General features: G+C 60.3%; 11 protein-coding genes and 1 pseudogene. 7 read left to right on the forward strand and 5 right to left on the reverse strand.

All coding sequences use genetic code 11. From position 1 onward, the window contains the following. Positions 1-861, reverse strand: a complete 861-nt coding sequence (locus AFK24_RS03805) for a MurR/RpiR family transcriptional regulator (protein ID WP_065831970.1) — start codon at positions 859-861, stop codon at positions 1-3. Continuing rightward, entirely contained in the window at positions 862-2,211 is a 1,350-nt protein-coding gene (locus tag AFK24_RS03810) for a gluconate:H+ symporter (protein ID WP_065831971.1), read from the reverse strand. 28 nt (positions 2,212-2,239) lie between these two features. Between AFK24_RS03810 and AFK24_RS03815 the strand changes: the two genes are divergently transcribed. Beyond that, positions 2,240-2,419: a hypothetical protein gene (locus tag AFK24_RS03815; protein WP_065831972.1), complete on the forward strand. Its 180-nt coding sequence runs from the start codon at positions 2,240-2,242 to the stop codon at positions 2,417-2,419. A 373-nt stretch (positions 2,420-2,792) separates the two neighbouring features. Here AFK24_RS03815 and AFK24_RS03820 read toward each other — a convergent pair whose 3' ends face one another. After that, positions 2,793-3,773 carry a GlxA family transcriptional regulator gene (locus tag AFK24_RS03820; RefSeq protein WP_065831973.1) on the reverse strand — a complete coding sequence of 327 codons (981 nt, stop codon included), beginning with the start codon at positions 3,771-3,773 and terminating at the stop codon, positions 2,793-2,795. A gap of 130 nt (positions 3,774-3,903) precedes the next feature. Here AFK24_RS03820 and AFK24_RS03825 point away from each other — a divergent pair, with 130 nt between their 5' ends. Continuing rightward, positions 3,904-4,584 carry a DJ-1/PfpI family protein gene (locus tag AFK24_RS03825; RefSeq protein ID WP_065831974.1) on the forward strand — a complete coding sequence of 227 codons (681 nt, stop codon included), beginning with the start codon at positions 3,904-3,906 and terminating at the stop codon, positions 4,582-4,584. Here AFK24_RS03825 and AFK24_RS03830 read toward each other — a convergent pair. Next, positions 4,581-5,216, reverse strand: a complete 636-nt coding sequence (locus tag AFK24_RS03830) for a TetR/AcrR family transcriptional regulator (RefSeq protein ID WP_065831975.1) — start codon at positions 5,214-5,216, stop codon at positions 4,581-4,583. The genes AFK24_RS03825 and AFK24_RS03830 overlap by 4 nt on opposite strands. Positions 5,217-5,395: 179 nt before the next feature. Between AFK24_RS03830 and AFK24_RS03835 the strand changes: the two genes are divergently transcribed. After that, on the forward strand, positions 5,396-6,478 hold the full coding sequence (locus AFK24_RS03835) for an MBL fold metallo-hydrolase (RefSeq protein ID WP_065831976.1): 1,083 nt from the start codon (positions 5,396-5,398) through the stop codon (positions 6,476-6,478). A gap of 84 nt (positions 6,479-6,562) precedes the next feature. Continuing rightward, positions 6,563-7,501, forward strand: a complete 939-nt coding sequence (locus AFK24_RS03840) for a LysR family transcriptional regulator (RefSeq protein ID WP_065831977.1) — start codon at positions 6,563-6,565, stop codon at positions 7,499-7,501. Between the two features lie 10 nt (positions 7,502-7,511). Here the strand turns inward: AFK24_RS03840 and AFK24_RS03845 are convergent, their stop codons facing one another. Beyond that, a complete protein-coding gene (locus AFK24_RS03845; protein ID WP_065831978.1) occupies positions 7,512-7,661 on the reverse strand; it encodes a hypothetical protein in 150 nt (49 codons plus the stop codon). A gap of 206 nt (positions 7,662-7,867) precedes the next feature. Between AFK24_RS03845 and AFK24_RS03850 the strand changes: the two genes are divergently transcribed. The 3 genes and pseudogenes from AFK24_RS03850 to AFK24_RS03860 form a co-directional block, all read left to right on the forward strand. Further along, positions 7,868-9,976 carry a type VI secretion system tip protein VgrG gene (locus AFK24_RS03850; RefSeq protein ID WP_065831979.1) on the forward strand — a complete coding sequence of 703 codons (2,109 nt, stop codon included), beginning with the start codon at positions 7,868-7,870 and terminating at the stop codon, positions 9,974-9,976. After that, complete coding sequence (locus AFK24_RS03855) at positions 9,973-10,572, forward strand: DUF4123 domain-containing protein (RefSeq protein WP_065831980.1); 600 nt, start codon at positions 9,973-9,975, stop codon at positions 10,570-10,572. The genes AFK24_RS03850 and AFK24_RS03855 overlap by 4 nt, the downstream gene beginning before the upstream one ends. Position 10,573: 1 nt before the next feature. Beyond that, positions 10,574-11,364, forward strand: a pseudogene (locus AFK24_RS03860) (hypothetical protein); the annotation flags it as partial.

Raw genomic sequence — 11,364 nt, forward strand, 5'->3', positions numbered from 1 at the left:
TCAGTCTCCAAGCGGCAAGCCATCTTCGCCGCCGCGATAGTCATCAAGGGCGAGCTTGATCCGCCGCAGTCGTTCCTGATTTTCTTCAGGGGCGACCAAGGCCAGTTCAGTGGCCAGCACGTCGATGGTCAGCAGCATGCCGTAGCGCGCTGCCGTGGGTTTGTAGATGAAATTGGTTTCGGCGATTTGCAGGGGCAGCAGCACGTCCGCTAGCTGCGCCAAGGGCGAATCGGGCAAGGTAATCGCCAGGATTTTCGTGCCATAGCTGCGCGCCAGCTTCACGGCTTCCAGCAGTTCCGGGGTGCGCCCGCTCAGTGAGCAGGCAATCAGACTCTGCTCGGCACCCAGCGTGGCGGCGATCAGACGCATCATCACCGGATCACGACAGGCGGCGATGGGATAGCCGAGGCGGACCAGTCGGGTCTGCAATTCTTCGCTGCACAGGCTGGAACAGCCGCCCATGCCAAACGCGTGGATCATCCGCGCGCCACTCAACAGCGCCACCGCCGCCGCGAAGCGCGCTTCATCGAAGCCCGCCAGGTGCTGACGCAATGTCGATTCAATATCGCCGACAATCTGGGTGAAAAATGCCGACTGCTCGGGTGCGCGTTCCGGGTTCAGAAAGCGGCTGCCGACGCCCGTGGCCTGGGCCAGTTGCAGGCGCAGGTCGCGCAGATCACGGCAACCGATGCTGCGGGCGAACCGCGACAAGGTAGCGCTGCTGACTTCGGCCTGCGCCGCCAGTTCTTCCAGGCTGGCACTGGCGGCGAAGGCCACATCGCTGAGGATCAGTTTGGCGATGCGTCCTTCACCGGCACTGAACGAGTCCTGGCGCGCGCGGATCTGGTAAAGAATGTCCACTCAGAGTACCTGCGCCAGCACCAGGGTGAAGGCGAACGCGATCACGGAAATCAGCGTCTCCAGCACCGTCCAGGTCTTGAAGGTTTGCGCCACGGTCATGTTGAAATACTCCTTGATAAGCCAGAAACCACCGTCGTTGACGTGGGAAAAAATCACCGAGCCTGCGCCGGTGGCCAGCACCAACAGTTCCGGGTGCGGATAGCCAAGCCCGAGCGCAACGGGGGCGACAATACCTGATGCGGTGGTCATTGCCACTGTTGCCGAGCCGGTGGCAATGCGCATCAAGGCCGCAAACAACCAGCCCATGAGCAGCGGTGACAGATGGAAATCCTGAGCCAGGCCAACGATTTCGTTGGTCACACCACTGTCGACCAGAATCCGATTCAAACCGCCACCCGCGCCGACCAACAGCGTAATGCTCGCGGTGGGAGCCAGGCATTCATTAGTGAATTTCAGGATCGAGTCGCGGCTGATGCCCTGAGCGATACCCAGCGTCCAGAAGCTCAGCAATGTCGCCAGCAGCAGGGCGATCACCGAGTTACCGATGAACAACAGAAAGCTGTTGAAGCCGCTGCCCGGCGTGCTGATCAGGTTGGCCCAACCGCCCAGCAACATCAACACCACCGGCAGCAGAATCGTGGTCATGGTCAGGCCGAAGCTGGGCAGTTTCGCGCGCGGTTCGCGGTCCAGAAACTGCTTGGCCAGCGGATTTTCGTCGGCCAGCTGGATACGTGGCACGATGAATTTGGCGTAGAGCGGACCTGCGATAATCGCCGTCGGAATGCCGACCAGAATCGCGTAGAACAGCGTTTGCCCCACAGACGCCTGATACGCCAGCACCGCCAGCATCGCGGCGGGATGCGGCGGCACCAATGCGTGCACCACTGACAAGCCAGCCACCATCGGCAAGCCGACCATCAGAATCGACACCCCGACGCGACGCGCCACGGTGAAGGCAATCGGCACCAACAGCACGAAGCCGACTTCGAAGAACAGCGGCAGGCCGACCAGGAATGCGATGCAAACCATCGCCCAGTGGGCATTGCGCTCGCCGAAGCGGTCGATCAGCGTGCGCGCCACCTGCTCGGCACCGCCGGATTCGGCCATCATCTTGCCAAGCATGGTGCCCAACGCCACCACCAGCGCGATGTGCCCAAGGGTTTTGCCGACGCCGCCTTCATAGGCTGCGACCACGCCGGTGGCTGGCATGCCGGCGACCAGCGCCAGGCCAATGGAGATAAGCGTGATGACAATGAACGGATTAAGACGATAGCGCGCGATCAGGACAATCAAGGCGATGATCGCGACAGCAGCGTAAATCAGCAGCGACAGGCCAGAGGAGGGCGGCATACAGCGGTTCCTTGCTCAAGAGGGAGGTATGAAAAGCGCAACTCGGTGGGCGTTAACCCATCAAGGCAGCGGCGTTCCAGAAGATCTCGGCAGAGGTATCGCTAAAGGCTCGCAAGACGGAGCAAAGGTGCAGCAGGTGATGCGATCACAGGTAATCATTATTGTTATCTCTGTTTTCGTTATGAAATTAATTTACACTAAAACTTAAATAGATATCAATAAATGAAAGTTAATTTCTTTTGGTTAGGGAGCCAACGTGGGGTGCACTTCATTTCACCTGTGGGAGATCCCCCGTCGTCCTGACGCCGCGTTGTCGCGCAGCAAACACCGGCACCCGTTGGAGCGAGGCTTGCCCGCGAAGAACGATGACGCGGTAGCGCTGGGTCACCGAGGCGTCTGATTCGCNGCACCCGTTGGAGCGAGGCTTGCCCGCGAAGAACGATGACGCGGTAGCGCTGGGTCACCGAGGCGTCTGATTCGCGGGCAAGTCGGAACGCCGCCCGCTCGCTCCCGCAGGGATAGTGGATATGTGTGCGATTCCAATACTCTGCAACAGAGTATCTACAGCGCAACATCCAGCTTCAAACTCTGCTGAACCGCTCGCGATAAGCCTGCGGCGTCACCGCCAGCGCTCGCAGAAGGCTGCGGCGCAGGGTTTCTTCGGTGCCAAAGCCGCAGCGCGCGGCGATACGTTTGATTGGCATCGAGCTATCCGCCAGCAGGCGACGCGCCGCTTCGACACGCAGTTGTTCGATGGCCTTGGCGGGAGTGCTGCCGGTCTGGGCGCGGTAGTGGCGGACGAAACTGCGCTCACTCATTCCAGCCTGCGCCGCCAGCGTCGACACTGAAAGGTCACCGGCAAGATGTTCGTTGACCCAGGCGTGCAGGCTGGCGAACCGTGTATCGCCGCCGCTGGTCTGCAAGGAAAGTGCATTGCTGAATTGCGATTGGCCACCCGGACGCTTGAGAAACACCACTAGGTCCCGAGCGACCGCCAGCGCCATGGCATGGCCCAGATCCGCTTCCACCAGCGCCAAGGCCAGATCGATCCCGGCGGTCACCCCGGCAGACGTCCAGAAGTGCTGGTCATTGATAAAGATCGGATCAGGATCAACGCGCAGTGCCGGATAACGCCGCGCCAGTTCTTCGCAACTGTTCCAGTGGGTAACCACCGCACGGCCATCCAGCAATCCGGTGGCCGCCAGCAGGAAAGCCCCGGTACACACCGATGCCACGCGCCGAGCGCTTTGCGCACGAATTCGCAGCCAATGCACTAACTGGGGATCGGCTGCGGCCACATGCACGCCACGGCCACCGGCGACGATCAAGGTATGGGTGGGCTCGTCGGCATCCGGCAACGGCCAGGTTTGCAGGCCCAGACCAGCGGAAGACTCCACGCCGTGTTGAGCGACGGCGATCACCTTCAGCGCATAGGCGGGCGGCATGCCTTGCTGAGCCGCCTGGAGATTGGCCGAGGCGAAGACTTGCAAGGGGCCGCAAACGTCCAGCAATTGCACGTTCGGGAATGCCAGGATGTGCACGGTCTGTGGCGAGTCGGTCATGCTGGCACTCATCGAAGAAAATCGGGAGAAAATTGGCGTGATTGGTGGGTTGTATGGCGCACCCGCCAAATCCTGACGGGCTACTTTAGATGCGTCCACTTCTGATATCAATCTTGAAACGGAGCTACCCATGACCCTTCATATAGGTTTGCTGGTTTTCCCAAGCGTGCAGCAGCTGGACCTGACCGGCCCTTACGAAGTATTCGCGACGCTGCCCGATGTGCGCGTGCATTTGGTGTGGAAAAATCTCGACCCGCTGCTGTCCAGCACCGGCCTGGCGTTGCAACCGACGCAGACTTTTGCCGACTGCCCCGTGCTGGATGTGCTGTGTATTCCCGGTGGCAAGGGCATCGATGTGTTACTGGAGGACGCCGAGACCCTGGCGTTTATCAAGCGGCAGGGCGCGACCGTGAAATACCTGACCTCGGTGTGTACCGGCGCGCTTGTGCTGGGGGCTGCGGGATTGTTGCAAGGCAAGCGCGCGACGACGCATTGGGCGTCACATGACTTGCTGGAGAAGTTTGGCGCGATTGCCGTGCACGAGCGAGTGGTGCGCGATGGCAACCTGATGACCGGAGGCGGCGTGACAGCCGGCATCGATTTTGCCCTGACCCTGGCCAGCGAATTGTTTGATGCACTGCATGCCCAGACGGTCCAGCTGCAACTTGAATATGCCCCCGCGCCGCCGTTCAACGCGGGTCATCCCGATACCGCGCCAGCCGAAGTGCTCGCCCTGGCGCGGGAGCGCGGCCGGCAAGCGATGGCCCAGCGTCGCGCCATCGTCGAGCGGGTCGCCGGAGGCGAGGTTTAAGTCGGTTCGACCCTGGATTCGGCCGGGATTTCATACCAGCCGAGAAACAGATCCAGCGCTGATTCGATCACATCGCGTTGCTTGTCGGCGCTCAGTACGGGTTCGTTGAACGTGACCTGAGGCCAGAACGCAAAGGCTTTGAGCAGGGCATGCATCTGGTTGGCGGCAAAGGTCGGGTCGGCGGCTTTTACTCGGCCATCGGCCTGAGCGGCGCGAATCCAGGCGCTGAAGGTTTCCTCGCGCTCATCCAGGCGCGCCAGCCAGGCCTGGGCGCGCTCCGGCGAATGAATGGTTGCGCCCAAGGCTACCCGGGCCAGATCCAGACAATTGCTGTCACTGAGGGTGCGCATTTTGCTCTGCAACATGGCACGCAGCTGTTGGCGCAGGTCGACACCGGGCCGATACGCCGAGTCAGGCAGCTCGCCGATCCGGTGCCAGAGGCGCTGAAGGATTTCCGCGAACAATTCTTCCTTGCTTGGGAAGTGGTTGTACACCGTGCGTTTTGACACTTCTGCCCGCGCCGCAATGCGGTCCATGCTGGTCACTTCGAAACCGTGCTCGCGAAACTCGGCAATGGCTGCCAGAACGATGGCTTCGCGTTTTCGGTCGGTGAGTCGCAGGGGAGCAGTCATAGGTCTCGCTTCAAACAGGCGTTTAGAGAAAATTACACTCAGCAGTTTACTTGTCATCTTGATTCATGCAAGCTTAAAACTACACCGTGTAGTGTAAAACACTGTTACACATCGTTGTCACTGTCGCCAGTGTTTAATGGCTCGACAGGGTTGACAAACTATCCAGGAGTCAGCAAATCATGGCCAAAACCAATCCGACCTTGCCAGCCCAAGCCTTGCCGACCTTGCAGAAGCATGAAGGCCGCTATCGCAACAAGGCGTCCATGACCCGCCTGGGGTTTTTCCGGACGCTGGGAGTGTTCTGGGATGCGGTGTTTAACAAGCCGAAATTCACACGTCCAGCCGGCGAAATTCCGGTCCAGCCGTTGTCGCGCCAGCAATTGCTCGCTGCGCCGGACAACAGTGTGTTTCGCCTGGGTCACTCCACGGTGCTGCTCAAATTGCATGGCGTTTTCTGGCTCACCGATCCGGTCTTCGCCGAACGTGCTTCGCCGGTGCAATGGGCCGGGCCGAAGCGTTTTCATCAGCCACCCATCAGCCTTGAGGAATTGCCACTGCTCAAGGCGGTGATCCTTTCCCACAATCATTACGACCACCTGGACCACATGACCATCAAGGCATTGATGGCCAAGACCGAGCATTTCCTCACGCCGTTGGGTGTAGGCGATACCTTGATCGAGTGGGGCGTGCCTGCCGAGAAGGTGCGACAACTGGATTGGTGGCAGTCGACTGAGGTGCATGGCATGCACTTCGTCGCGACCCCGGCGCAGCATTTTTCCGGACGTTCGTTGCGTGACGGCAATCGCACCATGTGGGCCTCATGGGTCATGCATGACGAGCGCCAGCGGATCTTTTTCAGCGGCGATACCGGCTACTTCGATGGCTTCAAGACCATTGGCGAGCAGTACGGTCCGTTCGATCTGACCCTGATGGAAACCGGCGCCTATAACGTCGATTGGCCCAACGTGCACATGCAGCCGGAAGAAACCCTCCAGGCGCATATCGACCTGCGGGGAAAATGGCTGTTGCCCATCCACAACGGCACGTTCGACCTGGCGATGCATGCCTGGCATGAACCGTTCGACCGAATTCTTGCCCTGGCGTGGGAGAAAAATGTCTCCATCACCACGCCGCAAATGGGGCAGCCGTTCTATATGGATTACCCGAGCCGCGGGCACGCGTGGTGGCTGGGCGTAGAAGGGGTCAAAGAGGTTGCGGCCGCCCGGGCCGACGGCTTTCGGTGTGAGCGTCGACACGCCTAAGGTCTAGATGGAGCGTGATTGCACTTTGATGTTATTGTCTTCGGGCTGACCTGATTTCCCGGTCGCGGCGTCTGGAAGTAGTCCATGCACAACAACAATAATGTGCCGAAAAAGGTGGATATTCAGGACCTGACGGTTTTCGTTTCGATGTACGAGCAACGCAACCTCACCCTGGTGGCTGACGTGCTGGATGTCAGCCAGGCTGCTGTCAGCAACAGCCTGAAAAAGCTCCGCACTCACTTTGACGACGAACTGTTCATCTGCACCCGCAATGGCATGCGCCCGACTCGCAAGGCCAGCGCCATGCATGGTCATGTGCTGCTGATCCTGCAGCGTTTCGAACTGTGCCAATCCGGCCTGGAACTGTTCGATCCGGCGAACCGCCAAACCATGTTCACCGTCTGTGCGCCGGAATTTTTCCAGTTGCTGGTGCTACCCCATCTGATGCGCAGTTTCATTGCCTCTGGCTACGCGGTCACCGTCGAAGTCCGCACCCTTGAAAAAGAACTGCCGGTTGACGGCCTGCGGGACAACGTTATTGATCTGGCGCTGTGTTTCAGTCCGGATTTCGAGCGCATTCCTACAGGGCTGATGTCCCAAGTCCTGCTGGAGGATGATCTGGTCTGCGTCATGGACCGCGAGTTCGCGCCAGCGACGGCCGCCATCGACGCCAAAGCTTTTGCGGCGCGGCCTCACGTTTACCCGGTGACTTGGACGTCCGATACCAATCAGGTGGACGCCTGGCTACAGCGCAAAGGCATGCAGCGCCAGATCATGGCCCGTGCCAGCAGCTACACTGCCGCCCTGCAAATGGTGGTCGGCACCGATTTCGTGTTGACCATGCCTCGTCGTATCCAGACCCTGCTGGGCAATGAACCTTGGGTTGCAGTGTGCGAGATGCCCGCCGACTTGCCCGGCTTTACCCTGAACATGGTCTGGAGTGAACAGGCCACGCAGGATGAAGCCAATGCCTGGTTTCGCGAACAGATCGTCAAAGTCTGCGCCGAGCAAGGCCTGCTCTGAACCGAAGGATTCAAGCGTCTTTCGGACGCTGCTTCGGATCGGGCGGCGTAGCGGGGCGCGCCTGCTCACCCTGCTGATTGAGCCGCTTGTTGTCCTCGCCAACCTTGCCGGCATTTTCCGGTTTGTGGTCCAGGTCTTCGCGTTTCGATTCCTTAGTCATGTGAGCAGTCTCCGTTGCGATGGGGGTCAATACGTTAGGCAACGCGGCGGGGGTTTCGTTTGGAGAATGTTTGGCCTCAGATCCGAAGCCGGGATGAATCGCAGCCTCTTTAGGAAAAATCCCACAACTAAAACCCATCGATTCCGACTTACACGCTAGCGGTCTTTGCGCAAAGTTTTGCCTTTCCCCAGGCCAAGGACTTGCCCATGCCCACCCCCGCCAATCAAGCCACTTTCACGCTGGATATCGCGGGGGTTGAGCATCGGCTTCGCGTCCTGAGTTTCACTGCCAAAGAGGCCGTCAGCCGGCCTTTCAGCGTGCGCATCGAACTGGTCAGCGAGCGGGCCAATCTAGCGCTTGAAGACGTGCTGCATCGGCAGGCTTTTCTGGCTTTTGACGCTCTGGGCAACGGGCTGCACGGGCAGATCGGCGAAATCGCCCAGGGCGATTCCGGCAAGCGTTTCACCCACTATTTCATCCGGCTGGTGCCGAATCTGCTGCGCCTGGAACATCGGCACAATCACCGGATCTTCCAGAACCAAAGCGTGCCGGAGATCATCGCCCTGGTGCTCAAGGACCACGGCATTCTCGCCGATGAGTTCGCGTTCCGTCTGAGCAGCAAGACCTGCCCGCCGCGCGACTACTGCACCCAGTACCACGAAACCGATCTGCATTTCGTTCGCCGCCTGTGTGAAGAAGAGGGCCTGTCCTTCCACTTTGAGCACAGCCGCGATCGTCATCTGCTGATCTTCGCCGACGACCCTGTCGCACTGCCCAACCTGAAAAATCCTACGGCCTACCTGCAAGGCAACGGACTGGTGGCCGAGGCACCGGTGATCAACGCCTTCGGCGTGCGCCTCGCCACCCGCATCGGCAAAGTCAGCCGCCAGACTTACGATTTCGAACAACCCGGGATCGACATGCGCGCCAGTGCGAAGCTGGCGGACGGGCGCGTGGACCTGGAGGATTACCGCTATCCGGCCCCCTTTAATGACCGGCAGATCGGCGACCGCCAGGCGCAAACCGTGTTGGAACGGCATCGCAGCGACTATCAACTGGCCAGCGGTAAAAGCGATCAACCGGCGCTGCTCAGCGGCCATCTGCTGACCCTCGCCGAACATCCCCGCGACGACTGGAATGCCCAGTGGCTGCTGACCGCCGTCGTCCATGAAGGCAAACAGCCGCAAGTGCTGGAAGAGTACAGCGACCGCGCCGCGCAGCCCGGCGAGTTCAGCCAGGGCTACCAAAACCATTTCGAAGCGATCCCCGGCCTGACGCCCTTTCGCCCGCCACTCAAACACCCCAAACCGCGCATCCTCGGCAGCCAGCACGCCATCGTCAGCGGCCCGCCGGGCGAAGAGATCCATTGCGACGCCTATGGCCGGGTCAAGGTCAAATTCTATTGGGACCGCGAAGGCGTTCAAAACGAACACGCCAGCTGCTGGCTACGGGTCGCCACCGGTTGGGCCCACGATCAATACGGCACGGCGATGATTCCGCGGGTCGGCATGGAAGTGGTGGTCGGCTACTTCGAGGCCGATCCCGACCAGCCTTACGTGCAGGCCTGCCTGCCCAACGCCAGCACCCGTGTGCCGCTGGACCTGCCCGCGCAGAAAACCCAGACCCTGCTCAAGACCCACAGCAGCCCCGGCGGCGGTGGCTATAACGAACTGAAAATCGAGGATCGCCAGGGCCAGGAAGAAATCGCCATCCGCGCGCAACGCGACTGGAAAGAGCATGTGCTCAACGACCAGTCGATCCAGGTCGACAACCAGCGCAGCGTCCTGGTCACCGGGCTGTCCAGCCATGAACTGCAAGGTGAAGAACATCACCTGACCCTCGGACCGCGCAAGACGCAGGTGCTGGCGGACGATTCCCTGACGGTGGTGGGCAATCAGCACATCAGTGCATCAAGTTATCTGGTCAGTGCAGCCGGACAGGTGCATCTCAACTCGAAGCTGGACGTGGTTATTGATGCGGGCATGACTGCGACCATCAAGGCGGGAGGGCAGTGGATCAATATCACACCCGTAGGGATTTTCAGTAGCGTGCCGATTTTCCTGGGCTGCTCGCCAATGCCGGGGCTGCCCGCAGTGCCTGGAATGCCGATGGCCGTTGCAAAACAGACTGCGCTCGCGGCGTCAGCTTCTTTGCCACCGGACAGCCAGGGCATCGGCGCGGCATTACCCGCGCTGCTGGCGGGTGATGCGCCGATTGTCGAACTATGCCAGAAGCCGCAAGGCAAGACGCCTATGGAATGCCCATTGCCGGACTGCCCATGCGCGCAAGCACTGGGCGCGGGAGGCAAGCAATGAACGCGTGGTTGTTGCTGGAGCGCACCGAGCATCTGCTACCCAACCTTTATCGGCAGGTTGCGCTGCCTGACGTGACCCGGCTCTTCGACTCAACGCCATTGGCGGCCTATGACGAGCAGAGCCCTTTGCTGGTCAAGGACGACGGGTCGAAACTGTTCGCCGCGATCCAGCAAGTCCCCGAGCAATGGCCCGGCCTGATCCTGCACAGCGAACATTCGACAACCGAAGTGCTGGCTCATTTGCGGCAGATCCTGTTCGTCAACTTCGACCAAAACCGCAAGGGCGTGCTGCGCTATTCGAACCCCACTACTGCGAGCTATTTCTTCCCCGCATGTACCGCCGGCGAACTGAAGTTCTGGCTGGGACCGCTGACGCACCTGAGCTGGTATGGCGGCAGCTGGCCGGATAAAGCGACAGGGCAGATGAAGTGGCACGCGCTGGAAAACCCGGCGGCCAACGAGTGGCAGGCACTGGCTGTTGGTCATCAATCAGCCTTGAGCAGCGGCCAGCAGCAAGCGCTGGAACGCCAGCAGCAAGAGCACTCCGTTTACCTGCAATCCCATCTGCAACAACCTTCGACCGGACAGGAGTCCTGACATGCCCAATCCCGTTGGCACCCTGAGCCGTGGCCCGTGCTGCGAAATCAACAAACTCATCGTTCAGGTGGTTGGCACGCATCATCCTTCGACCCAACGCCTGGCTTTCTACGAGAAAGACGCCAGCAAACGGCTGGATGCAGTTACCGCGCAGGACCGTCCCGAAGCCGTCACCGCTTACATGTGTGCGCCAAGCCAGTTGCATGTCTGGGACTGGTCTGGCGAACCCCAACATCGCCTGATGCTGGAGGTCGAGACCACGCAGGGCAAACCGATCCTGTTGCCGCTCCCGGAAACCCGCATTACGCAGAGGCAACTCGATCAGCAGTGGAACCAGATCGTCCCGGTGCTACCGTTTGTGGCCCTGCCCGGCGTCAACAGCGCTCACGATCATGGCACTCCCGTGTTGTGCCGCGCCGGGTTTATTTATGTCTTCGTCGACGGCAGGCTGTGGCGTGAACTGGAAGTCCGGATCAGCGACGAGCGCACCACCTATCACGATATCGAGCTGGAGAAATTTCGCGAGGGCGAGGGATACGGCGACGAAGCGCGCCTCGCTACCGGCAAGGCTTTGGACGACATCTGGTTACCTTCCAACTGGAATGATCGACCGGTCGACACGCAGCTGTGCTTCAGCGAAGTGCAGCTGAGCGGGGCTCGATTGCAGCGTCTGGAAAGTGATTCGGCGTTGCGTCGTCAGCGCTGTCAAAGCCCGGACTTGCGGGTCTCGAAAGAACGCTCCAAAACCGTCTTCGCCAACCGACCGGATGGCGTGGCCATGCTGGACGCTTT

Origin of the sequence: Pseudomonas syringae (assembly GCF_001698815.1) — a bacterium.
Classification (GTDB): domain Bacteria; phylum Pseudomonadota; class Gammaproteobacteria; order Pseudomonadales; family Pseudomonadaceae; genus Aquipseudomonas; species Aquipseudomonas syringae_A.

Excerpts from the sequence above, each read along its gene's own strand:
- AFK24_RS03810 (WP_065831971.1), bottom strand. The coding sequence starts at position 2,211 with ATGCCGCCCTCCTCTGGCCTGTCGCTGCTGATTTACGCTGCTGTCGCG.
- AFK24_RS03815 (WP_065831972.1), top strand. The coding sequence starts at position 2,240 with ATGAAAAGCGCAACTCGGTGGGCGTTAACCCATCAAGGCAGCGGCGTT.
- AFK24_RS03820 (WP_065831973.1), bottom strand. The coding sequence starts at position 3,773 with ATGACCGACTCGCCACAGACCGTGCACATCCTGGCATTCCCGAACGTG.
- AFK24_RS03825 (WP_065831974.1), top strand. The coding sequence starts at position 3,904 with ATGACCCTTCATATAGGTTTGCTGGTTTTCCCAAGCGTGCAGCAGCTG.
- AFK24_RS03830 (WP_065831975.1), bottom strand. The coding sequence starts at position 5,216 with ATGACTGCTCCCCTGCGACTCACCGACCGAAAACGCGAAGCCATCGTT.
- AFK24_RS03835 (WP_065831976.1), top strand. The coding sequence starts at position 5,396 with ATGGCCAAAACCAATCCGACCTTGCCAGCCCAAGCCTTGCCGACCTTG.
- AFK24_RS03840 (WP_065831977.1), top strand. The coding sequence starts at position 6,563 with ATGCACAACAACAATAATGTGCCGAAAAAGGTGGATATTCAGGACCTG.
- AFK24_RS03845 (WP_065831978.1), bottom strand. The coding sequence starts at position 7,661 with ATGACTAAGGAATCGAAACGCGAAGACCTGGACCACAAACCGGAAAAT.
- AFK24_RS03850 (WP_065831979.1), top strand. The coding sequence starts at position 7,868 with ATGCCCACCCCCGCCAATCAAGCCACTTTCACGCTGGATATCGCGGGG.
- AFK24_RS03855 (WP_065831980.1), top strand. The coding sequence starts at position 9,973 with ATGAACGCGTGGTTGTTGCTGGAGCGCACCGAGCATCTGCTACCCAAC.